This window comes from Limnochorda sp. L945t (genome assembly GCF_035593305.1).
Classification (GTDB): Bacteria; Bacillota; Limnochordia; order Limnochordales; family Geochordaceae; genus Carboxydichorda; species Carboxydichorda subterranea.
Map to the genome: position 1 here is coordinate 1821394 of NZ_CP141615.1, position 23792 is coordinate 1845185.

Annotated in this window: 21 protein-coding genes and 1 pseudogene; 7 read left to right on the forward strand and 15 right to left on the reverse strand. The window is 65.8% G+C overall.

The window, feature by feature from the left end; genetic code table 11:
- Positions 1 to 11: 11 nt before the first annotated feature.
- The 15 genes from U7230_RS08535 to U7230_RS15495 all read right to left on the reverse strand — a co-directional run bounded on the left by U7230_RS08535 (position 12) and on the right by U7230_RS15495 (position 16063).
- Positions 12 to 635 (reverse strand): TRAP transporter small permease, encoded by a 624-nt coding sequence (locus U7230_RS08535; RefSeq protein WP_324715427.1) that lies wholly within the window; start codon positions 633 to 635, stop codon positions 12 to 14.
- On the reverse strand, positions 632 to 1696 hold the full coding sequence (locus tag U7230_RS08540) for a TRAP transporter substrate-binding protein (protein ID WP_324715428.1): 1065 nt from the start codon (positions 1694 to 1696) through the stop codon (positions 632 to 634). The genes U7230_RS08535 and U7230_RS08540 overlap by 4 nt, the downstream gene beginning before the upstream one ends.
- Before the next feature lie 833 nt (positions 1697 to 2529).
- Entirely contained in the window at positions 2530 to 3342 is an 813-nt protein-coding gene (locus U7230_RS08545; protein WP_324715429.1) for a substrate-binding periplasmic protein, read from the reverse strand.
- Positions 3339 to 4136, reverse strand: a complete 798-nt coding sequence (locus U7230_RS08550) for an ABC transporter permease (protein WP_324715430.1) — start codon at positions 4134 to 4136, stop codon at positions 3339 to 3341. The genes U7230_RS08545 and U7230_RS08550 overlap by 4 nt, the downstream gene beginning before the upstream one ends.
- The gene (locus tag U7230_RS08555; protein ID WP_324715431.1) at positions 4133 to 5122 is read right to left on the reverse strand and encodes an ABC transporter ATP-binding protein; all 990 of its coding nucleotides are present in this window, start codon (positions 5120 to 5122) and stop codon (positions 4133 to 4135) included. Before U7230_RS08555 ends, U7230_RS08550 begins: the two co-directional genes overlap by 4 nt.
- Positions 5112 to 6026, reverse strand: coding sequence for a substrate-binding periplasmic protein (locus tag U7230_RS08560; RefSeq protein ID WP_324715432.1), 915 nt, complete (start codon positions 6024 to 6026; stop codon positions 5112 to 5114). Before U7230_RS08560 ends, U7230_RS08555 begins: the two co-directional genes overlap by 11 nt.
- Before the next feature lie 80 nt (positions 6027 to 6106).
- Positions 6107 to 7801, reverse strand: a complete 1695-nt coding sequence (locus tag U7230_RS08565) for a methanol/ethanol family PQQ-dependent dehydrogenase (RefSeq protein ID WP_324715433.1) — start codon at positions 7799 to 7801, stop codon at positions 6107 to 6109.
- A 196-nt stretch (positions 7802 to 7997) separates the two neighbouring features.
- Complete coding sequence (locus tag U7230_RS08570; protein ID WP_324715434.1) at positions 7998 to 8402, reverse strand: QcrA and Rieske domain-containing protein; 405 nt, start codon at positions 8400 to 8402, stop codon at positions 7998 to 8000.
- Positions 8403 to 8744: 342 nt separating this feature from the next.
- Positions 8745 to 10037, reverse strand: coding sequence for an MFS transporter (locus tag U7230_RS08575; protein WP_324715435.1), 1293 nt, complete (start codon positions 10035 to 10037; stop codon positions 8745 to 8747).
- A gap of 75 nt (positions 10038 to 10112) precedes the next feature.
- On the reverse strand, positions 10113 to 10847 hold the full coding sequence (locus tag U7230_RS08580) for a glycerophosphodiester phosphodiesterase (RefSeq protein WP_324715436.1): 735 nt from the start codon (positions 10845 to 10847) through the stop codon (positions 10113 to 10115).
- A 191-nt stretch (positions 10848 to 11038) separates the two neighbouring features.
- The gene (rbsB, locus tag U7230_RS08585) at positions 11039 to 11935 is read right to left on the reverse strand and encodes a ribose ABC transporter substrate-binding protein RbsB (RefSeq protein WP_324715437.1); all 897 of its coding nucleotides are present in this window, start codon (positions 11933 to 11935) and stop codon (positions 11039 to 11041) included.
- Positions 11936 to 12080: 145 nt separating this feature from the next.
- Positions 12081 to 13085 (reverse strand): ABC transporter permease, encoded by a 1005-nt coding sequence (locus U7230_RS08590; protein ID WP_324715438.1) that lies wholly within the window; start codon positions 13083 to 13085, stop codon positions 12081 to 12083.
- A gap of 13 nt (positions 13086 to 13098) precedes the next feature.
- On the reverse strand, positions 13099 to 14118 hold the full coding sequence (locus U7230_RS08595; protein ID WP_324715439.1) for a sugar ABC transporter ATP-binding protein: 1020 nt from the start codon (positions 14116 to 14118) through the stop codon (positions 13099 to 13101).
- Between the two features lie 109 nt (positions 14119 to 14227).
- Entirely contained in the window at positions 14228 to 15466 is a 1239-nt protein-coding gene (locus U7230_RS08600) for an IS256 family transposase (protein WP_324715440.1), read from the reverse strand.
- Between the two features lie 210 nt (positions 15467 to 15676).
- Positions 15677 to 16063, reverse strand: a complete 387-nt coding sequence (locus tag U7230_RS15495; RefSeq protein ID WP_404980496.1) for a GntR family transcriptional regulator — start codon at positions 16061 to 16063, stop codon at positions 15677 to 15679.
- 101 nt (positions 16064 to 16164) lie between these two features.
- On the opposite strand from U7230_RS15495, the gene U7230_RS08605 reads away from it, so the two are divergent.
- The 7 genes and pseudogenes from U7230_RS08605 (at position 16165) to U7230_RS08635 (ending at position 23135) form a co-directional block, all read left to right on the forward strand.
- Positions 16165 to 17112, forward strand: coding sequence for an ROK family protein (locus tag U7230_RS08605; protein WP_324718213.1), 948 nt, complete (start codon positions 16165 to 16167; stop codon positions 17110 to 17112).
- Positions 17113 to 17134: 22 nt separating this feature from the next.
- Positions 17135 to 17908 carry an SIS domain-containing protein gene (locus tag U7230_RS08610; protein WP_324715441.1) on the forward strand — a complete coding sequence of 258 codons (774 nt, stop codon included), beginning with the start codon at positions 17135 to 17137 and terminating at the stop codon, positions 17906 to 17908.
- A gap of 583 nt (positions 17909 to 18491) precedes the next feature.
- Positions 18492 to 19232, forward strand: a pseudogene (locus tag U7230_RS08615) (SDR family NAD(P)-dependent oxidoreductase); the annotation flags it as partial.
- 74 nt (positions 19233 to 19306) lie between these two features.
- The gene (locus U7230_RS08620; RefSeq protein WP_324718214.1) at positions 19307 to 20518 is read left to right on the forward strand and encodes an ABC transporter substrate-binding protein; all 1212 of its coding nucleotides are present in this window, start codon (positions 19307 to 19309) and stop codon (positions 20516 to 20518) included.
- A gap of 77 nt (positions 20519 to 20595) precedes the next feature.
- Positions 20596 to 21492: a carbohydrate ABC transporter permease gene (locus U7230_RS08625; RefSeq protein WP_324715442.1), complete on the forward strand. Its 897-nt coding sequence runs from the start codon at positions 20596 to 20598 to the stop codon at positions 21490 to 21492.
- 91 nt (positions 21493 to 21583) lie between these two features.
- The gene (locus U7230_RS08630; RefSeq protein ID WP_324718215.1) at positions 21584 to 22339 is read left to right on the forward strand and encodes a carbohydrate ABC transporter permease; all 756 of its coding nucleotides are present in this window, start codon (positions 21584 to 21586) and stop codon (positions 22337 to 22339) included.
- A gap of 43 nt (positions 22340 to 22382) precedes the next feature.
- On the forward strand, positions 22383 to 23135 hold the full coding sequence (locus U7230_RS08635; RefSeq protein ID WP_324715443.1) for an SDR family NAD(P)-dependent oxidoreductase: 753 nt from the start codon (positions 22383 to 22385) through the stop codon (positions 23133 to 23135).
- The last annotated feature ends 657 nt before the right edge of the window (positions 23136 to 23792 follow it).

Here is a 23792-nt window from a genome sequence, read left to right on the forward strand (position 1 = left end):
CCTGGCTCCGCTCACGACACAGCCTCCGGACTCCCGGCGGCCGGCGCCTCGACCTGCCCGGCCCGGCCGGTGTCCTCGCTCCGTGTCATCCGAGCGGCCAGCAGCGCCGCGGCGTGGAGCGCCATGAGCCCGGCTCCGGCGGGCACGGCCGCGTACGGATAGCCCATCGGCAACCCGATGGCCGGCGAGCGCTGGCGCATGTTGAACACGGCCAGCCTCCATCCCGCCACCGCAACGGTGGCGGCAAACAGTGCGACCAGCGCGAGGGCGGCGGCGCCCGTCGCCGCCCTGGCCCGGCCCGGCAGCCTTCCCACGACGAGGTCGAGACCCGGGTGGAGCTCGCGGCGCACCCCGGCAGCCGCCCCCAGCGAACCCACCCAGACGAAGCAGTAGCGCGCGAGCTCCTCCGACCACGACAGCGGGCTTTGGATCGCGAAACGGAACGCCACCTGCAGGATGAGCGCCCCGGCCATCACGGCCGTGAGGCCCGCCGCCACTACCACGGAGCCCAGGTCCAGCCACCGGCTCGCGACCTCCACGCCCCGGGCGACGGCGGTGAGCACTGCGCCGGCCAGACGGGCGGACGAGGCCGTCGCAACGGCCGGCGCCTCGCCCATGCCGGGCTGCGCGCTCATGACCCGGCGCCCGCCTTCTGGATCTCGTCGATCAAGCTGCCGAAGCGGGCCCGGTACTTGTCGTAGACCCCCTGCATCGCCTTGCGAAACGCTTCTTTGTCGGGGGTGGTCACCTGCATCCCGAGTTGCTTGAGCTCTTCGACCTGCTGGGCCTCCATGCGGCGGGCCTCCTGCCGTTCGGACCTGGACACTTCCCTCGCGGTGTCGACCAGGATCTGCTGCACGTCGGCCGGGAGCGAGCGAAACCGCTCCGTGTTGATGAGGAGGATGGCCGGCGCGTAGAAATGGCCGGTCATCGCCAGGTATTTCTGCACTTCGTACAGCCGGGCGCTGGTGAGGACGGGGATGGGGTTTTCCTGCCCGTCGATGACGTGCTGCTGCAGCGCCGTGTATACTTCCCCCCACGCCATGGGGGTGGCGTTCGCGCCCAGCGCGTTGAAGCTGTCCACGTGGATGGGGTTCTCCTGAACCCGGATCTTGAGGCCCCGCACGTCGGCCGGCGACAGGATGGGGCGCCGGCTGTTGGTGAGGTAACGGAAGCCTTGCTCCCAGAGCGCAAGCCCGGTGATGTGGAGGTCGGCACCGTTGAGCCGGTCGAGGAGCCGGCGACCGACCGGGCCGTCCAGGACGGCGTCGACGTGGCGGTAGTCCCGGAAAAGAAACGGCAGGTCCATCACCCCGAAGTCGGGGAGGAAGTTGGAGAGGACGGCCGTCCCCGTCACCACCAGATCGATGCCGCCGAGCTGCAGCGCTTCGACCTCTTCGCGCTCGCCCGGCCCGAGCTGCCCGGCCGGGTAGACGTCGATACGTACCCGACCGCCGGTTCGCTCGCCGACGAGGCGGGCAAACTGCGTCGCTCCGAAGTGATACGGGTGGCCCGTGGGCACCACGTGCCCCAGCTTGAGCACCACGGGAGCTCCCGCTGCCTGCGCCTGCGGTCTTGGGGACACACCCGCACCCAGCAGCCACGCGAAGCCCAGCAGCGCCACGCCGGCGTGCACCCACCGCGCAACCCTGCGCCGGCTGCCGTCCTCGTCCCGTGCCCCGCGCCATCGTGCCATGAGCCCGCCTCCCTGCCTTCCAGCGTCGGACCCCCGCTCTACCGCACGAGCGCTAAATGTGGTACCGATTACCGTGAGCGGTTGAGACCCATTGTACGGGGAGCGGGAACCCCGATCAAGCACTCCGGCCCACGGGCCGGCCGCCGCCCGTGAAGGACCGGGCCCGCTCGTGGCGTAGCCGCACGCCTACCGGGGCCTGCGCCCCGAGCAAGGCGGGAGCCATCCGTGAGGAGGGGAGTGGAATGGCTCGGACCGGCTTGCCCAGACACCCGAGGAGACTCTCCCGGGCCACCATACCGGTTGTCGCCGGTATGGTGCTGGCCGTTGCCGCAGGTTTACAGCATTTGCAGGCACTGGGGACCGCCGGCGCCTGGGTGGCCGCGGAGGGGCCCATCCTGGCCACTCACTTCGAGGCCAGCGCGCTGCGACTCGGTGAAACGGCGGCGCTGGCCCTGGCCCTGGGAGCCGGCGCGGGCGCGCTCATGAGGGTCAACCGGCGGGCCGAAGGATGGCTCACCCCGTGGCTCCTGGCGGCCCTGGCGGCACCGTGGTTTGCCGTGCTCCTGCTGCTCAACCTGCTGGCCGGATTGACCGGGACTGCCGCAATCTGGGCCGGTGCGCTGGTCGCCGCACCCCACATCGCTTGGGCGATGCGCCCTCTGGCGCCGGCTCATGCCGCCGGAGCGGGCGTACGGCGCGGGCTGCGCCTGGCAACGCTGGCCGCGTTCTTGGCCGAGGGAATGGGCCGGGCTTCGGGACTGGCGGCCCAAGTACGGTTCTTCTTCCTCTTTTGGAGCCTGCCCCACCTGCTCGCCTACCTGGTGCTGCTCGGGTCATTGGGGGGCGCTGCCGAATTGGCCGCCGGCATCGCCGGGCGTCTCCTCTCCCGCCTGGCCGAGGGCCGACTCCAGCGCCCGGTTGACCGCCCGCTCGAGGGTCACGTCGCCCTTCCAGAATCCCAGGGCCAGTTGAAAGGTCCCTAGCGCCGGCTCCGGCGCGACGAACAGCGGGACGTGACCGGCCAGCTGCTGCGCTACCCACCGAGCCGTCGGCTCGTCGGTGAGGAGCGCGACCACCTCGTGCCCGGCCAGCGCTCGTGCGGCTTGCTCGGCCGACCCCGGGAAATAGGGTTGAAAGCCACGGGCCGTGAGCAGCTCGGTGGCCCGCATCCGGACGCGGTCGAGCCCCAGGTAGGGCACCCACAGGGCGACGCGGTCCCCTTCGCGGGGCGCTCGCCGAGCGATCATGGCCCACGAGACTCGCAGGTACGGCTTGGAAAGCACCAGGAGCCCACGGGAGGCGTCGGTGGCGGCAATCCCGCCGGCCAAGACGTCACAAGAGCCTTTGCGGACCCCCCACGCGGTCGGGTCTCTCGTGACGTACCAGTTGACCTGGGGGTTCCACTGGACCCTCACGCCGAGCGCCCTCGCGATGCCCATGACCCGCTCCGCCTCCAGGCCGTCGGCCCGGGCCTCGTCGGGATGGTACGTGACGTACGGGGGCAGCGACGCGGGATGGCACACCGTCAGGGTGCCGCTCCGCTGGACCCGGTCGAGCGACGTGTCGGGCGGCAGGTAGCGCAGGCCGAACAGCGCCGCCAGGCCCACGGCCCAGACGGCCAGGTGGCTGCTTGCCCTCGGCTTCATCGCCGGTTGAACTCCCGGTAAGCGACGAGCATGAGCACCGCGGGCAGGATCCCGGCTACTGCCAGATCCAGGCGCGGGTCGAATTGCGTGTAGCGGATGCTCACCATGCGGAGCGCGTCGATGAGGTACGTGACAGGGTTGACCCGCACGGCGAACACCATCCAGGGAGGGAACACGAGGATCTGCTGCTCGACGGAGAGGGAGGGATCCAGCGGAAAGATGGAGCTGGCGAGGAAGTAGGCGGGCAAGATGAGGGCATTGGCAAACACCCCGAAGCCCTGGAAGCTCACCATGCGGGACGCGATCGCCATGGCCAGGCTCGTGAACGCCAGCGCCACCACGGCCAGAAGGCCCAGCGCCGCCAGGGTCTGGTGCCACGACAGCGGCACGTCGGCAGCAGGGGCGAGGATCAGGATGAGACTGCCCTGTAGCGTGGCGACGGTCGCGCCTCCCAGGAGCTTGCCGGCGAAGACCGCGGGGCGCGGCGCCGGCGAGGCCAGGATCTCCCGGAAAAAGCCGAACTCCCTGTCCCAGATCATGGAGACCCCCGACTGCACCGAGGCGTACATGACGTTGAGAACGGCCACGGCGGGGAAGATGAACTGCGCGTAAGTAAAGGGCACCACGAACGTGGCCTCGGTGAACCCCCCGCGAAAATAGGGCGTGAGCCCGATCCCGAAGATCATCACCCACAAGATGGGCCGCAAGAACGCTCCGGTGAGCTGCCCCGTGTCGCGCAGGCTGTGCTTGAGCTCCCGCAGCCAGATGGCGTAGACCGTGCCGAGGTCCGTCATCGCGTATGCTCCCCGCCCCGCCGGCCGAAGGCGAGGAGTACCTCCCTCGGGTCGACCGGGCCGTCTCGCAGGCGCTTGCCGGTGAGCGTCATGAAGACGGATTCCAGGCTGGGGCGCCGGACTTCCACCCACTTGACCCGCCCGCCGTACTGCGGCATGAAGCTCTCGAAGAAGCGCTCGGCCCGATCCACCTTCAAGGTCAGCCACTCGCCATCGGAGACCAGGTGGGCGCTCCACCTGGCCTTGATCTCCGCCTCTCCCTCCTCGTCCACCCGGAGCATCACCGTATCGCCTCCGGCGAGGTGGCGGAGTTCGTCCGGGGCTCCCTCCGCCACGGCCCTGCCTTCGTCGAGGATCACCACCTGCTCCGCCGCCTCGGCCTCTTCCATGGAATGGGTGGTGAGAAAGAGCGTGACGCCCTCGTGCCGGCGCAGCCGGTCAAGGTATTGCCACAGCCGGGTCCGGGTGGGCACGTCCAGCCCCACCGTGGGTTCATCCAGGACCAGGATCGACGGCCTGTGGACCATGGCGCGGGCCACCTCGAGCCGGCGCTTCATCCCCCGGGACAGCTGCCGCGCCGGCGCGTGGCGCCACGTGGAGAGTTCCACCAGTTCCAGGAGTTCGTTGATGCGGCGGGCCGCTTCCCGGCGGGGCACACCGTAGATGCGGGCGTGGAAGTCCAGGTTCTCCCAGACGGTCAGCCGCTCGTCCAGGCTGGGTTCCTGAAAGACCAGGCCCAGCTGCCGTCGCACCCGGCCCGGCTCCTCGGTCACGCTGTACCCGGCGACGCGGGCGTCGCCGCCAACGGGCGGGATGAGGGTGCAGAGAATGTGCACGAGGGTGGTCTTCCCGGCGCCGTTGGGACCGAGCAGGGCAAACAACTGCCCCGCCGGCACCCGGAGGCTGACGCCGCGAAGGGCCTCCACGCCGCCCTCGTAACGGTAGCGGAGCTCGTGCGCCTCTACCGCCGCTCGCTCAACTCCCATGCTCGGCCGCGTCTCCCTCGACGGGGGTGTAGCGAAGGGGCGCAGGGCGGAAGAAGGCCGGTGGCAGGCCGTGCTGCTCGAGGATTGCCTTGATCGTGCCGGACTGCAGCAGGCGCAGGATGGCCGCGTCGATCTGGGTACGAAGGCCGGTCCGGTCGCGCCGGATCCCTCCCACCACCAACCACTCCATGTTGGGAAGCTCTTGAATCGGATGCACGTGAAGCCCCACGGACTCCGGGCTTGGCCAGCGCTGGAAGAGCGCCGGCGCCCAGACGACGGCGGTCTTCACTTCGCCACGCTCCAGCGCGTCCAGAAGGGCCTCGCTCCCCACCATGCCGGGGTACTGCCTTTGCGGCAGTGCAGGGCGCATCACGCTCAAGAACAAGGAGGGTAAGCTGGCCGTCTCCAGACCCACCGGCTCCCGGGCAGGGAGATCCGACAGGCGAGAGACGTGGGGATGGCGGGACACCAGCACGAACTGGGTCGTGTAGTACGGGCGCGTGGAGAGCTGCTGCTCGTCCGCCGGGTAGTCGAACGTGGCGTTGACGCTTCGCGGCAGCCCCATGAACACGTCACAGTAGTCGGTCAAGAGGATGACGTACTCCTGCCGCTGGATGACCATCGCGGGGCCTTGCCGGGCGCTTGCGTGGTAGACGTAGATATCCGGGTTGGCGCCCATGGCGAGGGCGATGGCCCGGGCGATGCTCTCCTCGAGGTCGAAGAGTGGTTGTTGGGCCGAGATGCAGAAGGTGAGCCGGTTGCCCTCCACCCTGGTCCAGCCTTGGGGATAAGGCGGCGCCGGGGTCGCCGCGGATACGGCCGGCAGTGCGCCCATGAGCAGCCAGACTGCCAGTGCTCCGGCTGCAACGGGCCGCCACCGTGAGGCCCAAGGGGCTCGACGCATGGGTTGCCTCCTCGTACGGGCGAGCAGGCCGGGTCGACCCGGACTCGGAGCCGACCGGCCTTGCTCGCCCCGGCAGGGACTCACCGGACCTTGTCTCTCAGCGCAAAGACCCAGATCACGCCGCCCTTGGGGACGTCGCGCACCCGCTGGACGATCGGACCTCCCCACAGCGGGACGGCGCCGCCCCATCCTGACTGCACCGCCACGTATTGCACACCGTCCACTTCAAACGTGGACGGGACGCCTGCGACGCCGGAGTTGGTCCGAAACTGCCACAGGACCTTCCCGGTCTTGGCGTCGTACGCCCGGAAGTAGCGGTCCGGCGTGCCGTAGAAGGTCAGCCCGCCCGCGGTGGTGAGCACGCCGCCCCAGATGGGGATCTGGAAGCGCTGCGACCAGACCTGGCGGCCCGTGGCCGGATCGACGGCCTGCAGCTTGCCGATGTGGTCGAGCTGGGGCACCGGCTTCATCTCGAATTCGGCGCCGACGTACGGTTGACCGGCCAGGTAGCTGACCTGGATCCCCTTGATGTCCATGCACCACTCGTTGCTGGGGATGTACAGCAAGCCGGTCTGGGGATTGTAGGCCATGGGGCTCCAGTTCTTGCCACCCAGGAACCCGGGGCAGGCCGATACCTGCTTGCCGAGGGCCGGGGTGGCCTGGGGGTCGTACTGGGGCCGGCCGGTCTTGGGGTCCACGCTGCGAACGGCACTGACGTGCACGAAGGGCGTCGCCTTGACGAATGCCAGGTCCGTCCGATCGAGGATGTAGTAGTAGCCGTTGCGGTTGGCGTGGAGGGCGGCGCGAACCTTGCGGCCATCCACGGTGAGATCTGCCAGGACGAGCTCGTTCACGCCGTCGTAGTCCCACACGTCATGAGGGGTGTACTGGAAGTGGTAGCGGATCTTCCCCGTGTCGGGATCCAGCGCCAGCGCCGATGCGGTATACAGGTTGTCCCCGGGACGGGCCTCACCCAACCAGGGGCTGGCATTGCTCGTCCCCCAGTACACCACGTCGAGCTCGGGATCGTAGGTGCCGACGTACCACGGTGCTGCGCCCCCATGCATCCACGCGTCACCGCTCCAGGTGTCGTGGCCCGGCTCACCGGGCCCCGGGGTGGTGTACGTCTTCCAGAGACTGCGGCCGGTCTCGGCGTCGAAGGCTTGCAGGAATCCCCGCACCCCGAACTCCCCGCCGTGGACGCCGGTGATGACCTTGCCTTTCACCACCAGCGGCGGGGACGTGATGATTTCGCCCACCTTGTAGTCTCCGACGGTCCGGTCCCAGACGGTCTTGCCCGTACGGGCGTCGAACGCGATCAGATGGCTGTCGAGGGTGCCCATGTACACCTTGTCGCCGTAAAGCGCCACACCCCGGTTGACCACGTCGCAACAGACGAGCGGGAAGACGTCCTCCGGCAGCTGGCGCTCGTACTTCCAGAGCAGGTCCCCGGTCTTGGCGTCGAGGGCATACAGGCGGTTGTACGGCGTGGTGACGAACATGATCCCGTCGTGGACGATCGGAGGCGCTTCATGCCCTTCGGTCACCCCCGTGGAGAAGGTCCAGACGGGCACCAACTCCTTGACGTTGCTCGTGTCGATCTGCTGGAGCGGGCTGTAGCCCCAGCCGTTGTACGAGCCCCGGAACATGAGCCAGTCGCCGGCAGGGGGCTTCACGAGCATCTGATCCGTCACCGGCGTGTACGCCGGCCCCGCCTGGACGACAGAGGCCAAGGCGACAACGAGACAGGCGGCCATGAACGCCCAGAGCCTCATCGCTTTCGTCGAGCCTTTCATCCCGCTGCTACCCCCGTTCTGCGTGGCGGCTGCGGCGGCTTACCCGGCCCACGCGCCGGGTGCCTCCAACAGCACCCATGCGCGATCGCCATGTAAAATCGCTTTCACACGCTCCAACTCCCTGTGCCCGCCCCCGCCGTCCCCCTTTCTCTTCTGTCCGGCCGCGTCTGGCCCGCTACGGGCCCACCTTGCCCGTGAAGTCTCCTGCAACGACGAGTTTGCCGGCACGCACGGCAAGCGGGATGGCAGGTAGCGGGCGGGGGGCCGGACCGTCCAGTACGACCGCCCCTCGACGGGGGTCGTACACGCTCCCATGACAGCGACACCGCAGCTCTTTTTGCCCGGAGCCGAACGCGGTGTACTGGTCGACGATGCAGGCCATGTGGGTGCACAGGGCCGAGTAACCCAGGATTCCACCGGCGGCCCGGGGGCGGATGGCGGGGTCGATGGCGTCCGGTGGCAGGCGCACCAGCACGATCAGGGCGGCCCGATCCTTCTTCACCGTACCGGATCCTGGATCCATGGGATACGCCAAGACAGCCTGATCCACAGAGAGATCCTCGATGGTAAGCGCTTTCAAATGGTCGCCTCCTTCGGTGCTTGCGGCAACGAGGAGGTCGCCCGGTACTGGCCGCGCTCCCGACTGCGCTCCGGCGGGGCCGGCCACGAGGAGGGTGGCCCCCGCGGCCACCGCCTCGAGCAGCTCCCGGCGGCTACAAGGACGCCCGGCGCATACCCACATGCTGTGGTGCCCCCTCTCCGGAGCCGTGACGAGAGGGTCAGGTAGGTTGGCACCATTCTAATGATGGTATCGCGCGCCTGTCAAGGCAGGGAACGCTGCCACCGGGAAGAACCTGGGAAGGCAAGCCGGCTCGCCTGCCTCTTCCTCCATACCGTCTGGCTCTGCCTGGACGACCGGCCGTCAGGCTGCCTGCCTCGCCTGCCGTGCAGCGGCCCCCGCCGGCCCGGGCACGTCGCCCCTGTGCACCCCTTGCATGAGCGCCAGCGCCACGGCCAGGCTGGCGACGGCCGACGGGAAGAGGGCGTCCCGCCCCAGCACGTCCATGAGGAGCCCGAAGGCCGGCGGCGCCACGATGGCGGCGGCCGTGGAGAAGAAGTAGTAGAGGCCCGTGTACGCCCCGACCCTGTCGCCGGCTGCCATGTCGACGACCATCGGATAGGAGTGGATGTTGACCAGGGCCCAGCACATGCCGCCGGCCGCGAGCGCCGCCATCACCCCGGCCCCCGGCGCGGCGATGCCCAGCGAAAGAAGCGCCAGGGCGAGGCCCCCAAGCCCTACCGAAATGGTGCGCCGGCGCCCCAGTACCCCGCCCAGGTACCCGCTCGGGATGGCGAAGATCACGAACGCCACGGCGAAAAAGCCGAGCACGAACGAAGCCCTGGCGGGGTCCATCCCCCACCGCCCCACCGCGTAGAGGGTAAAAAGCGCCTCCACCCCGCTCCACCCGACGAACCAGAAGAAGATGGCCAGCAGCAGCCGCAGCGCGCTGCGATCCGGATCCCTCCCGATCTCGGCCGCCGCGGCCAGCACTCCTCCCCGCGGTACGGGCGCCCGGTCCCGGGCAACGGGCACGCCCTGGCTCGCCCGCCCGCCCGAGGGCCCCTCGCCCGGCCTCGGCTCGCGCACCCAGAGCAGCAGCGCCATGAGCGCCAGCAGCATGAGCACGGACGTGGCCTGGAAGGGCAGGCCCGGGCTCACCCGGTAGAGGTGCGACAGGCCGAAGTAGGCCACGATGCCGCCGGCCCCGCCCATGAAGTTGATGACCCCGTTGGCCTGGCTGCGAAGCGGCGGCGGCGTGACGTCGGGCATCAGCGCCACGGTCGGCGCCCGGAAGGCGGCCATGGCCAGATTCATGACGATCAGCGCCGCGACCATGGGAAGCACCGCATGACGCGCCTCGGGAATCAGCGCGAAGAAAACCGCGGCCACCGGCACCCCTGCGACCAGGAACGGCATCCGCCGGCCCAACCGGGTCCAGGTACGGTCGCTGAGAGCGCCGAAATAGGGTTGCAGCGTCACCGCCGCCACGTTGTCGAGGGTCATCAGGATACCCACGAGGGTCGTCCGGTACGGCACCGTCGCGAACAGGTCGCCGAGGAAGATGGGGACGTAGGAGTTGTAGACGGACCAGGCCAGCGTGATGACGAAGAAGCCGAGCCCCAGGATGAAGGTCTTGCCGTAGTCGAGCCTCAAAGCCGCACCTCGTTTCGCCGTTGCCAGGTCTCCTCGCGCCGGTCGAGGCGCGCTCGCCAGGTCGCCTCCCGCTGCTCAGATCGCGCCGACGACCGCCACCGCCTCGTCCGGCCGGTTGGTGATGATGGCGTCGACGCCCCAGTCCGCCATGCGGCGAAGCTCGGCCCGCTCGTCCACCGTCCACACGTGCACGGCCACCCCGGCCCGGTGGGCGCCTTCCACCAGCTCCGGCAGCACCGCGTAGCGGGGCGGGTGGATGGCGTCCGCGGGCACCAGCCGGGCGTACGCCCACGGGTCGACCAGCCCCTCCATGTAGAGCACGCCGGTACGCGCCCGTGGCCGCAGCGCCTTGACCGTTCGCAGCGAGAAGTGGTTGAACGAGGAGAGCACGCTCTTTTCCAGCGCGCCCGCCCGCTCCAGGGCCGCGATCACCTTGTGCTCGAGACCCGGGTACTGCACCAGCCCGCTCTTCAACTCCACGTTGATCAGCCGGCTGCCCGGACCGGCCACCTCCAGCACCTCGTCGAGGGTGGGGATGCGCTCGCCCGCGAAAGCCTCCCCGAACCACCGTCCGGCATCGAAGGCCCGAAGCTCCTCCAGCGTGAAGTCCTTGACCCAACCCTTGCCGTCGGTCGTGCGGTCGACGCGCTCGTCGTGAATGACCACCGGCACCCCGTCCCGGGACAGCTGGACGTCCAGCTCGATGCCGTCCGCCCCGGCCTCGAGAGCCATCCGAAAGGCGACCAGGGTATTCTCGGGGGCGCGGGCGGAAAACCCCCGGTGGGCCAATATCAGCGGGCGCTGCGGCATCGCTCTCGACCACTCCGATCCTTCTCGTCGCTCAGGGTCTCGATGCCCTCCGCCAGGGCATTCGCCGCACGCCCCGCGCCTCCCCTTCCCGAAACGAGCCGGCCGGACGAAGCCCTGCGCTCCGGTCCGGCCGGCCGGCGACTCCCTGCCCCCCAGAAAAGGCAAGGGCCTTTACGGGTGCGGGGCCGCGCCTAGCGCTTCGTGACCAGTTCCAACGGGACGGGGATGTACGCCTCGACCTTCTCGCCCCCGAGCAGCCGCGTGGCCGTCTCGACGGCCAGTTCGCCCATCAAGCGGGGCTTTTGGGCGATGGTCGCCAGCATCCGCCCGTCCTGCACGGCCTTGACGGCGTCGGCCGTGGCGTCGAACCCCACGACCTTGATCTCCTTCGCCCGGCCCGCCGCCTCGATGGCCGTGATGGCTCCCAGCGCCATCTCGTCGTTGTGGGCGAAAACGGCATCGATGCGCGGCTGGGCCTGCAGAATGTTCTCCATGACGGTCAGGCCCCGGGCCCTGTCGAACCCTGCCTCCTGCTGCGCCACCACTTCGATCCCCGGATACTTCTTGACGACCTCGTTGAACCCGGCGCCCCGATCCCGGGCCGCCGACGTGCCCGGAATGCCGACCAGCTCCACGACCTTGCCGCGACCGCCGAGGATCTTCACGATGAGTTCGCCTGCCATCCGGCCGCCCGCGACGTTGTCCGAAGCGATGTGGGAGACGACCTTCCCGCCGTCAGCGCCGCGGTCCACGGTCAGCACCGGGATCCCGGCACGGTTGGCAGCAAGGACCGCGGGCACGATGGCCGACGAGTCCGTCGGGTTGATCAGGAGCGCGTCGACCTTCTGCGCGATCAGATCCTCGATGCCGGACAGCTGCCGGCTCGGGTCGTTTTGCGCGTCCAGCACGACGAGGCGCACCCCCAAGGCCGCCGCCTTGGACTCGGCGCCCTCCTTCAGGTCCACGAAGAACGGGTTGTTGAGCGTCGAGATGGAAAGTCCCAACGTGTACGTCCTGGCCGACACTCCGGTCGATGCCATCACGACCAGCGCCACCAGTAACAGCCCGATCGTCCAGCGCCTGCGCATCCCGCCGTCACTCCTTCCGGTGGGCATTCCCTAAACCCGTTCCCAGGCCCCGCAACCCATCCTCGCATCCCGTCGTGCCTTTGAGTACCCTCACGTCCTGTCCCTCCCGAGCCCTCCCCGCTCGCTGCGCGATCCGTCACCTCCCTCATCCCTTCGTGCCGGGCGCCGTTCGGGCAGCGGCAGGCACTGCCGCCGACAACCGTCCGGCCGGTCCCGTCCTCACCGTCCTACCGCCGGCGTGGAGCACCCGGTCGAGGAGCACCGCGAGCAAGATCACGACGCCCTTGGCGACGTCCTGGTAGAACGGAGAGACGTTGAGCAGGTTGAGCCCGTTGCCCAGGATGCCGATGATGAAGGCCCCGATGACGGTTCCCCCGATGCTGCCCCTCCCGCCCGCCAGGCTGGTGCCGCCCAGGATCACCGCCGCGATGGCGTCGAGTTCGTACCCGAAGCCGGCCGTGGGTTGTGCGGAGACGAGCCGCGCGGTCAGGATCACCGCCGCCAGCCCCGACGTCATGCCGCTCAGCGCGTAGACCGCGACCTTCACCTGTTCCACCCGGATGCCGGCCATGCGGCAGGCCGTCTCGTTGCCTCCCACGGCGTAGACGAGGCGGCCCAGCTTCATCCGGGTGAGCATCAGGTAACCCAGCACGTAGACCCCGATCATCAGCATGACCGGGGCCGGGATGGGTCCCACGTATCCATGGCCGAACCAGACAAACCCCGCATCCTGCACGCCGATGGGCCGCCCGCCCGTGTACACCATGGTGAGGCCCCGCGCCAGGGCCATGGACGCCAGCGTCACGATGAACGGCGGCAGGCCGGCGAACGCCACGAAGACCCCGTTGAGCACCCCGAAGCAGGCCCCCACGGCAAGGGCCACGAGTACGCCCGCCGGCCATCCCCAGCCGGCGGCCATGAGCCCGGCCCCGACCGCCCCGGCGATGGCGGCCACGGCACCCACGGACAGATCGATGCCTCCCGAGAGGATGACCAGGGTCATGCCGGCGGCGAGGATGGCGTTGACCGTCACCTGGCGTGTCACGTTGAGCAGGTTGGCCGGCGTCAGGAACCGGTCGCTCATGAGCGCCAGCGCCACGGCCAGCGCGGCGAGGACCAGTACCATACCGAACCGGCGAATCCAGTGCATCAAGGCCCGGCTATCAAGGCCTTCTCGTCGTGCCAGGTGCTCCACCTCCCGTCGCGTAGTGGGTGATGAGCTCGGCCGTGGCCGACGCGGTGGGGAGCTCGGCCTGGATGCGGCCCGCGTACATGACGTAGACCCGGTCGGTCAGGTTGAGGATTTCGGGGAGTTCGCTCGAGACCAGCACCACGGCCTTGCCCTGGCAGGCGAGCTCGTCGATGAGGCGGTAGATCTCGGCCTTGGCGCCCACGTCGATGCCCCGGGTGGGTTCGGCCATCACCACCACTTCCGGCTCCGTGGCGAGCCATTTCGCCAGGACGACCTTCTGCTGGTTACCGCCGCTCAGGTAGGCCACCTCCTGCGAGAGGGAGGGCGTGCGGATGGTCAGCCGGCGAACGTACTCGGCGGCGATCCGCCGTTCCCGGCGCTGGTCGAGCCACCCGAGCCGGGAAAGCCCGTCGAGCGAAGCGAGGCTGACGTTGGCGACCACGGGCTGGCTCAGTACCAGGCCTTCTTCCTTCCGGTTCTCGGTGAGCAGGCCGATGCCGGCCTTCACGGCGTCCACCGGGGAACGGATGGCCACCGGCCGGCCGCCGAGCCGCAGCTGGCCCGCCGTCACCGGGACGGCCCCGAACACGGCCCGCACGAGCCACCCCTGCCCGGCTCCCATGAGCCCGGTGATACCGACGACCTCGCCCCGGCGCACCGTGAACGACGCATCGTAGACGCGGCCGGGGACCGTGATGCCCTGGGCTTCGAAGACGACGTCGCCGGACGGGCGGTGCCGGCGTGCGAACATCTGCTCGACGGGCCGGCCCACCATCATGCGAACGAGCTCGGCCCGGGTGAGCCCACCCGCGTCGCGCACCCCCACCAACCGGCCGTCGCGAAGCACGGTGACCCGGTCGGCAACGGCCAGCACCTCGTCGAGCTTGTGCGAAATGTACACGATGGCCACGCCCTGGCTCCGCAGGCCCCGGATGATACCCAACAGCCGCTCCACTTCGGACTCGGTGAGCGCCGCGGTCGGCTCGTCCATGACGATGACGGCGGCCTCCCGGGAAACGGCCCGGGCGATTTCGATGACCTGCTGCTCGATAGCGTCCCCGCAAGTGGTGTAAATTGGGTTCCCACTTGAACGTCACCCGTTACGCCGCGATGTCAGGCAGCTGCGGCATTCCCTCGCTTTCACCCCCTGTCGTTCTTTGCCGGGCAGCATAGAGCTTGGCCATGGACTCCTGGCTGAAGTAGCGCCGGGACGCCATCCACTCTTCGTGCTGCTCCTGCAGCACCGCCCCGATCAAGCGCAGCGCAGCCTCCGGGTTGGGGAAGATGCCCACGACGTCCGTGCGCCGCCCGATCTCCCGGTTCAGGCGCTCCAAGGGATTGGTCGAGTAAATCTGCCGCCAATGCTCGGGCGGAAAGGCCATGTAGGTCAGTACGTCCTCGGCCGCCTCCAGCAGCCGCTCGGCCGCTTGGGGAAAGCGCCGCCTCAGGCTCTCGGCCACCTTTTCCAGCTGTTCCCGGGCCAGCGCCGCATCGGGCTGCACGAAGATGGTGCGCACCAACGCCGCCACCATGGCCTGGGCCTGCTTGGGCACCTGGGCCAGGAGGTTGCGCATAAAGTGCACCCGGCACCGTTGCCAGCTGGCCCCGGCCAGGATCTCCGCAATGGCCCGCTTCAGGCCTTCGTGGGCATCCGAGATGACCAGCTGCACCCCCTTGAGGCCCCGGTGCACCAGGTGCCGCAAAAACTCGCTCCAAAACTCGTAGCTTTCGGCCTGGCCGATGGCATACCCCAGGACCTCCCGCTCCCCCGTCTCCCGCACCCCGATGGCCACCACCGCAGCCATGTTGACCACCCGGCCGTCCTGGCGGACCTTGACGGCCTTGGCGTCCAGCCAGACGTACGGGTACTCGCCGGTCAGCTCCCGCTCCCGGAAACGGGTGAGGTGGTCATCGAGTTCCTGGCACAGCCGGGAGACCTGGCTTCGGCTGATCCCCTCCATCCCCAGGGCTTTGACCAGCTCGTCCACTTTCTGGGTGCTCACCCCTTCGACGTAGGCCTCCTGGACCACCGAAAGCAGCGCCTTTTCGGCCCGCCGGCGGGGCTCCAGAAGCGACGGGAAGTAGCTGCCTTCCCGCAGCTTGGGGATGCGCAGGGGGATCGTCCCGACCCGGGTGTCCCACTCGCGGTCCCGGTAGCCGTTCCGCTGGGTCTTGCGCTGGGGCGAGCGTTCGTAGCGCCCCGCCCCCACCTGCTGGCTCACCTCCAGCTCCATAAGGGCCTGGGCCAGCAGGCGGACCCCCTCCCGCAGGGCGTCGAGCTGGGGGTCGTCCTGGTACTTGCGCAGCAGGTCCAAGAGTGCGATGCTGAGATCGGTCACCGGCGGCGATGCTCCCTTCGTTGTGACGGTGCTGTCTGTCACCTCGTAGGGAACCCGCTGGTGACCGTTTTTGTCAAGGTCCTCCAGCCCTCCGCCCGACCCCTTCCCGAGGCTCCGGCCTACGGCCTCCGCCTCGGGAAGCCTCGCGCGATCCTCCTGTTGATCACGCGTGCCCGATCGATCCGGAGGAATTTACACCACTACCAGGGACTATAGCCGTGGGATGCGCGGTTGGCTTACAAACGTGCCCTTTCCTCGCACTCGGTACACTAACCCCTCATTCACAAGCCGCTGGATCGCCTGCTTGACGGTGGTGCGACTAACTCCGAAGTGCGTGCTCAGCTCAGCCTCGGTAGCAATGCGATCACCAGGGCGCAACACCCCCGACTCGATGTCATCCCGGAGCTTGTCATGGAGGCGGTGGTACAAAGGGACGCGATTGTCACCAGGCACGCCCTCACCAGCGCCTCCTCCTATAGGAGGGTGCTCCGCCGCTCTACGCATTACGATCCACCTCTCTTGCCCGCTACTTCCCTTTTTCCACTTTTTCTGCGCGCGACCAGAAGGATCCTTCGACATTTTGTCGAAGCATCGCATTGTTACATCAACATGCTGACTTTGGTGCCCAGGCCTCTTGATGAAAGCGGGGCGGTGGCGGAGTCGTGACCTTGGCAACGGATGCTACGAGTGTTATCGCTGTGGACATCGGGGGTACCCGCCTGCGAGGCGCGTGCGTGACCGCTCAGGGACAGATACTGGAGCGCCTTGAACAACCGGTTGTATCCCCGGACGACGGCAACGCCCTGACTCGACAAGTAGTCGAGCTAGTGTCCGCGCTAGCACGGATATCGCACGGTCAATCTAGAGCTGACGTGCAATCTGAGACCGTTGCCATATCCCCATCTGCCGTTGGGGTAAGCCTGCCCGCCGTCATCGACCGCGTGTCGGGACGGGTTTTGCGGGCGCCCCACCTCCCAGGATGGGACGGCTCGATGCTGTCTGACCAACTGGCTCAGGAACTCGGGTTGCCCGTAGTCCTGGAGTATGACGGTCATGCTGCTGCTTTGGGCGAGCAGTGGCTAGGCGCGGGACGGGGCGTGGACAATTTTGTGTGCCTCGTCATCGGAACAGGATTCGGAGGCGGTATCATCGCAGACGGCCGTTTGCTCCGAGGGTATACCAATCTGGCCGGAGTGGCCGGCTGGATGGGTATCCCGACATCTCGCAAGCTTGACGAGCCAACCCTCATTAAGGTGGGGGTCTTGGAAGCACTTGTTGCCGGACCCGGTATCGAGCGGATCGCGGCTGAGTCTCTGCAAGAGAGATTGTCATGTAAGGAGGTCTTCGACCACGCCGAGGCGGGCGACCAGGCCTGTCAGGCCATCGTACGAGAGGTTTTGCAGCACTTGGCGTGGGGCTTGGCTAACGTCGTCGCTCTTATCAATCCGGAACTTGTGCTACTGGGCGGGAGCGTGGGGCTGCGGATGGCCGTGTACTCGCGGCAACTCGAAAGTGCTATCCGCCGGTATTCCCCCTCGTGGTCCTCCGAGCAGGTCCGTGTGGGAGCCGTCGGGCTCGGAGGGGATTCCGGTCTTATCGGGGCGGCAATGGCCGCGCTTCGGCACGTGAGTGCCCGACAACAATGACCACATAGAGGAGGAGTAAGGAGTGTCCAAGACCTTAGCGCCAGTCGAGGCATACCTGGAGAAAGTCGAATCCATTCTGGCCCGCATCCGGGAGACTCAGGCGCCGGCCATCGACCGGGCCGGCGAGATGATGGCCGGCGCCATCGCGAAGGGACGGGCGGTGTTCGTCTTCGGGAGCGGGCATTCTGCGATTCCTGTACTGGACGTTTTCCCGCGTTATGGTAGTTTCGTTGGGTTCTATCCTCTGACGGACCCACGCCTCATGTGGTTCACGCCTGTCGGTCCGGGAGGGGCGCGGGAGTTGCTGTGGCTCGAGCGCGAAGAAGGGTATATCGCCAACTTTCTCAAGAGCCATCCGCTCGGCGCGGGCGACGTGACGCTGGTGTTCTCCCACGGCGGCCTCAACGCAGCCCCCGTGGAGACGGCGCTGGCCGCAAAGGAGCGTGGGAGCGCCGTGGTGGCCGTGACGTCCATGACCAACGCGCGGACCCACGCGCCCACCCATTCGTCAGGTAAGCGGCTGGCGGACGTGGCAGACGTGGCCATCGACAACTGCACGTCGCCGGAGGACGCCCAGGTCACCATCCAAGGATGGCAACACCCGGTCGCTGCTGCCTCCACGGTGGCGTTCGTGGCTATTGCCCAGGCGCTAGTGGCTGCGACAGCACAGCACTTGGCCTTCTCGGGCATCCGCAAGCGGGTCTTCGTCTCACCTAACGTGAAAGACGTCGAGCCCGGCAATAACGAGAGGGTCTTTGAGGAGTACGAAGCTTGGATCCGAACGCTGGCCCGGTAAGGAACGTGGACACAGAAGCCTGGACGCCGAAAGGAGAAGGCGCGTGCTGGCTACCATGTACCTCAAATCGGTGAAGCAACATGCTGAGCAGCTATTGTCCTCGCAAGTCGATCCCATCTCCGCCGCGCAGGCGATCCTCCAGGCCCATGAGTTGCGCCCCGAGGGTGGGCTTCTAACCTTCCCCCTGCTCCGCGGTCAACGCCCTGGCCATTGGGGTGGCAGTGAGGGCTGCGGACTGTGGTCGTTACCTCCATCGCCCATGCCATGTCGGGCCATCCCCTATTTCGCTGGCAACCGCCTTCAAGAGGTAGGCGATCTCGCCATCGACACGGACGCGCCGGCCGGCGGTGTGGCGATTGGCTTTGGCTGCGCAGGAGCAAACGGAGCGGGCTTTTCACAGCTATCAAGAGCCTTTTCAGCATCACAGCCCGTACGCACGCGGCAGGAGGTGAGGAGACGAGGTAATCAGTAGCAGCAGGGGATAATTGTAAAAGCAAGCTTGGGTTGTGATGGCCTTGCGTAGGCACACGCGAGGGGGGAATGAGCTACGGCCAAGCAAGCTCGAGACTGGGCTGGTAAAGTAGTAGTCATTACGGGTGGTGCTTCCGGGATAGGGCGAGCAACGGCCTTAAGGTTCGCGTCCGAGGGAGCCTCCGTGTGCATCGCAGACATTAGCTCCGAGGGGTTGGATGCGGTGCTCCGGGAGATCGCCAATACCGGAGGGAAGGGAGTCGGCGTTAAGGCAGATGTCTCCGTGCCAGCGGGTGCCCGAGAACTAATTCAGAGAGCGGTACAGGAGTTTGGTGGTGTGGATGTCCTCGTCAACAACGCTGGTATAGGACGCTTCGGAACCGTGGAGACCCTCTCGGAGGCGGACTGGGATATTCAGATGCGAGTGAACGTGACCTCCTACTTCCTTTGCTCAAAGTACGCTGTACCTCTAATGAAGGGGCGCAAAGGGGCTGCCATTGTTAACGTAGCGTCAGGAGCCGGGTTGATCGGAACGCCGAATTCGGTCGGTTACTGTGCCTCGAAGGGTGCAGTGGTTCTGTTAACGCGTGCAATGGCGCTGGACCACGCGAGGGAAGGCATTCGCGTAAACGCTGTCGCCCCCGGGGTGGTGGATACCCCGTTCAATGATCGGATACTGCAGACAGCGCCCGATCCTATCGCGGCCCGGAAGGCCACGGAGCAAGCACACCCGCTCGGTCGTCTTGCACGACCAGAAGAAGTGGCCGCCGCAATCATGTTTCTTGCGTCTGAAGACGCCTCGTTCGTCACAGGCACGGTGCTAAGTGTAGACGGCGGGTATACCGCCCAGTAACCCACTCAAAGGAGGGGTAGAGCATGCGTCAGGGCTTCCGTCAAAGGTGCATCATGATGGGAGTTAGTTTCTTGGTGGTGTTGCTTGCTGCGTCAGTGGGGCTCGCTGAGCAAATTACTCTCAAGTACTGGAACTGGACTGCGTTGGAGATCCCTGGGGAGGAGGAGTTGATAAGATCCTTCGAGACCGCTCATCCCAACATCAAGATCGAGTTGGTCACTGGGCCTCATTTCCCGCTTCGGGAACGCATCATTAGTGCAACCCGAGCCGGTGTGGGCCCCGATGTATTCGAGTTCATCCCCGAGTGGCTTGTAACGTTCGTCAATGCAGGAGTGATCGCGCCCATCGACGACCTTCTCGCCTCGGATAAAGCGGTCCAGGATCGATTCACCGCGGCCGCGTGGGAGATGGGGGTCTGGCGTGGACACGCCTATGGCCTTCCTTGGCGAATTGGTCCGTCTGCCATGTACGTGAATAAAGACATGCTGGATGCGGCTGGGCTGGCCCTTCCAAAGGTTCCATGGACTTGGGACGACCTTGAGAGGTACGCGAGCAAGCTCGTTAACCGAACCAAGGGTGAGTACGGATATGCCTTTACTGGAGCAAAAGATTCGCGCGGGACATCGTGGGAGTGGTTCGCCTTCCTGTTCCAAAATGGTGGTCGCATGATCACGGGCCACGAAGCATCCTTCAATACACCGGCGGGAGTAGAGGCTCTCCAGTTCTGGGTTGACCTCTATCGCAGCAAACAGCTTGTACCGCCTGGGACACCGTCCCTCTACGAGAAGGACATCGTTGACCTTATGGGACGGGGCAAGGTTGCCATGTGGCATAACGGCCCCTGGTTCATCGCACAATTCGCGAACTACCCCAACGCTCACATCGCGACAGTTCCACTTCCCCAAAAGGTAACGACTGGTAGTCCGGCCGGGGGAACACTTCTAGGGATATCCCCTAAGAGCCGGTACAAGGAAGCGGCTTGGGAGTTCGTGAAGTACATGACGTCAGACGAGGTACTCGGGAAATGGGCACAGCTCGGGTCGTTTATGCCAACGACCAAGGCTCTACTCGCGCGACCCGAGTACACCAGTGGTTTGCTTGCGGCGTTCACGACGCAGCTTAACCTGCCGAATACGGTCATGCTAGGCACCAATCCCGAAATCGATTATCTCCTCGATGTACTCCAGGCCGAGCTCCAGCGGGCGTTGCTCGGACAAAGCTCTGCAAAGGACGCTCTTGACCGGGCTGCCAAGGAATGGAATGCGACCCTGGCGAAGTACAAGTGACCGCCGGTGCGGCGCTCCTAGGCGGGGCGCCGCACTTTCCTCAGATATTGGCTCGGGAATCGGAAAGGTGCCCCAGTATGGTGCTAGACCAGATCGGCCTTAGTCCGCGCCGGCCTACCGCCCATGGAGGACTGCGCATAAGCCCTGTCTACTGGTTTGTCTTGCCGGCGCTTGTCCTCGTCCTAGCGACAGCAGTCTACCCGCTTCTTTCTGTCTTGGGGCTGAGCCTACAGAGTCCATCGGGTACGGTAACGATTCGTAACTACACGACGGCATTAGCGGACCCCTCCGTGTCTAACGCGCTACGAAATACCCTTGTGTTCGCTGTTGCGAGCGCGGCCCTCCACATCCTGCTGGGGTTCGTGTTCGCCCTGCTGCTTAACCAACGACTACGGCCGTCGTTCGTGGCCCTCGCGCGAACACTACTGATGTTCCCATGGGCGATGTCCCCAGTCGCTGTGGCAGTCCTATGGCGGCTGTTCTACAGCCCCGAACTAAGCCCTGTACCGCCGCTTCTTTCCCATCTCGGCATTCATACGTCTTGGAACCTGTTGGGCGATACTTCGACAGCCTTAGCCGCCGTCATTGCGGTGAATGTCTGGTTTTCAACCCCTTTCTTCATGCTGGTTATCCTCGCGGCGCTGCAAGCAATCCCCGTGGAACTCTACGAAGCGGCGCGCGTCGATGGGGCGACTGCTGCTGGTACAGTCCGCCATGTAACAGTCCCGATGTTGGCCCCCGTGGGTTTGACCCTGTTCGTTTTTGACTTTGTAATGGCATTCGTCTTCTATGACCTCGTATGGTTGATGACGCAAGGCGGTCCCGTCGACAGTACGGAGGTTCTCGCGACACTGATCTACAAAGTGGCTTTCCAGCGATTTGACTTTCCGTACGCGAGTGCGCTCGCGATCTTAGCGTTCTTGCTAATGTCCCTTGTGGTGAGTGTTATCCTTGCGCTGTCGAGGTACGAGTGACACCCGGGGCGGAGGCTCGTATGGACGGTGAGACTAGGTGATCCGTGCATGTCGTAACGTGGCTCTTTTCGGGATTGCCATCCTGTACGCTATGCCGGCACTATGGCTGTTGAGCGTCTCAGTTCGCCCGGCGTATGCTCTGTTCGAGCCATCTCTAATACCTCCGGCCATCGATCTTAGCGCGTATGGTAAGGTGCTTAGGAGCAGCGCGTTCAGGGCGGGCGTCTTGAACAGTCTCTTGGTCGCGTCATGCGTGACTGTGATCGCGGTCATCGCTGGGCTGCTAGCGGCCTATGGACTGTCCCGTTTCCGATCGCGCGCTACCCGTGCTCTTCTCGGAGGGATGCTTGCCCCGAAGATGTTTCCCCCCATCCTCCTCGCCATATCCTACTTCGCCGTGTTCACTAGCCTTGGATTGTATGACACTCCCTGGGCCGTTGTACTTGCGAACGTCTCGGGGATTTTGCCCTTTACGGTTTGGACACTATTCAACTACCTCGATACCATTCCTAGGGAACTGGACGAGGCCGCCTTCGTGGATGGAGCGTCAAAATTTCGAACCCTTGTCTCCGTGGTCGCGCCGAGTGCGCTGCCCGGCCTGGTTGCAATCAGTGTCTATGCGTTTGTACTTGCTTGGAACGAGTTTCTATTCGGGTACCTTTTTCTGGTTACACCCGCAAGGCAGGTAACCACTGTCTACATCGCAGGATTCATTGGTCAATTCCAAACGGATTACCGAATGATGATTGCATCGACGGTGTTGTTCAGTATGCCTTTGGTCGTGATATTCCTGTCAGTGCAAAGGGGGTTGGTAAAAGGTCTGACCGCGGGCGCCGTCAAGCAGTGACTGTAACTCGAAGCAACATCGTTGCCGAAGGGAAGTGAATCGAATGGGCCGGTTAGACAACAAGGTAGCCGTCATCACCGGCGCAGCAAGCGGCCAAGGCCGGGAGGCCGCTATTCTCTTTGCAGTGGAAGGCGCGAAAGTGGCTCTCGTTGACGTAAACGGGGAGGGGCTGAGGGAGGTCTTCGCGGAACTCCCGTCAGGTGACCATGCACTCTTCGAGGTTGATATAACGGATCCCCAGAGTGTTTCTCGAATGATGGACTCTGTGTTCAGGCGATTTGGTGCGGTCAATGTGTTATACAACAACGCTGGGCTCATGCTACTTACTGAGGACGGGCCAGTGACAAAGGTCACAGAGTCTGTTTGGGACAAGGTGCTGGACGTGAACCTGAGAGGTGTCTACCTCTGCTGTCGGTATGGGATCCCGTACATGCGTCAGTCGGGCGGTGGATCCATTATCAACGTGGCATCTATTGCGGCCCTGCGCGCCTCGCTCTTCCATGCCTATTCAGCAGCGAAGGCTGGTGTCGTTGCTCTCACTAAGTGCATCGCGGTCGCGTATGCCAAGGAAGGAATCCGAGCGAACGTCATATGCCCGGGGTCCATTGACACACCCATGGTTCGGCCCTTTGTATCGAATCCCGAAGGCATGCAGGAGATTCTACGTTGGACGCCTATGGGCCGCCAGGGTACCCCGCGCGAGGTCGCTTACTTGGCGCTGTACTTGGCAAGCGATGAGTCCAGTTTCACGAGCGGGAGCGTCATATCTATAGACGGGGGCTGGTCCGCCCTTTAGCCTTAGGCGCCCCAATGGGCAAACGGATACCTGTATTGCTGCCTGAAGGAGTTCCAGCTGCTGACCAGGTTACAGCGGCTCCTTGAGTGTGCAGAAATGCACGCGGACCAAAGGCGCGCTTGGGGCCCGCCCAAGCGGCTATGGGCCGTCGGTGGCCACGGTGAAATCCGTGTAAGTGACCACGAAAGAGCCCCACGAACGCTACGAAACACCTGCATGCCCGGTCACTGCTCGAAGGGGGTCCGTCACGGTGTTGTTCTGCACGCGAGAGTCCGTGTCGAAGCGTTTTGCACCGCCGCCGGAATCCAGGCACTGCACGAGGCCGTCTGCCCAGGTACGCTGAGCGCAGGGGGCCGTTCTCGTCGGGAATCGGCCGAGCCTTCGGGCCGATGCCTCTTTCGTCGTGACGGCCCCCTCATGCTCTCAACCATACGCTTTTGGCTGTGAAGGCCGGTCTAGATCTGACTCTGTCAACCGCTATATGGCGTTTTAGAGTTGATTTCCCTGTTCCGAGACCACGACCTCGTAGCAGGCCCTGTGGGGATGTGGATAACTCGGAGCGCAGCGGAGAGTTATCCAAGTTCCTGTGGGCAACGCCCCGCGTTGTCCACAGGAACGGCATCTCCACAGGGCGGGGTCCTGGGCCCGGCTGCTCCG

Coding starts and splice junctions, on each gene's coding strand:
- U7230_RS08535 (WP_324715427.1), bottom strand. CDS start 635: ATGAGCGCGCAGCCCGGCATGGGCGAGGCGCCGGCCGTTGCGACGGCC.
- U7230_RS08625 (WP_324715442.1), top strand. CDS start 20,596: ATGGTGCTAGACCAGATCGGCCTTAGTCCGCGCCGGCCTACCGCCCAT.
- U7230_RS08545 (WP_324715429.1), bottom strand. CDS start 3,342: ATGAAGCCGAGGGCAAGCAGCCACCTGGCCGTCTGGGCCGTGGGCCTG.
- U7230_RS08630 (WP_324718215.1), top strand. CDS start 21,584: ATGCCGGCACTATGGCTGTTGAGCGTCTCAGTTCGCCCGGCGTATGCT.
- U7230_RS15495 (WP_404980496.1), bottom strand. CDS start 16,063: ATGCGATGCTTCGACAAAATGTCGAAGGATCCTTCTGGTCGCGCGCAG.
- rbsB (WP_324715437.1), bottom strand. CDS start 11,935: ATGCGCAGGCGCTGGACGATCGGGCTGTTACTGGTGGCGCTGGTCGTG.
- U7230_RS08590 (WP_324715438.1), bottom strand. CDS start 13,085: ATGCACTGGATTCGCCGGTTCGGTATGGTACTGGTCCTCGCCGCGCTG.
- U7230_RS08555 (WP_324715431.1), bottom strand. CDS start 5,122: ATGGGAGTTGAGCGAGCGGCGGTAGAGGCGCACGAGCTCCGCTACCGT.
- U7230_RS08580 (WP_324715436.1), bottom strand. CDS start 10,847: ATGCCGCAGCGCCCGCTGATATTGGCCCACCGGGGGTTTTCCGCCCGC.
- U7230_RS08540 (WP_324715428.1), bottom strand. CDS start 1,696: ATGGCACGATGGCGCGGGGCACGGGACGAGGACGGCAGCCGGCGCAGG.
- U7230_RS08550 (WP_324715430.1), bottom strand. CDS start 4,136: ATGACGGACCTCGGCACGGTCTACGCCATCTGGCTGCGGGAGCTCAAG.
- U7230_RS08595 (WP_324715439.1), bottom strand. CDS start 14,118: ATGGACGAGCCGACCGCGGCGCTCACCGAGTCCGAAGTGGAGCGGCTG.
- U7230_RS08565 (WP_324715433.1), bottom strand. CDS start 7,801: ATGAGGCTCTGGGCGTTCATGGCCGCCTGTCTCGTTGTCGCCTTGGCC.
- U7230_RS08635 (WP_324715443.1), top strand. CDS start 22,383: ATGGGCCGGTTAGACAACAAGGTAGCCGTCATCACCGGCGCAGCAAGC.
- U7230_RS08560 (WP_324715432.1), bottom strand. CDS start 6,026: ATGCGTCGAGCCCCTTGGGCCTCACGGTGGCGGCCCGTTGCAGCCGGA.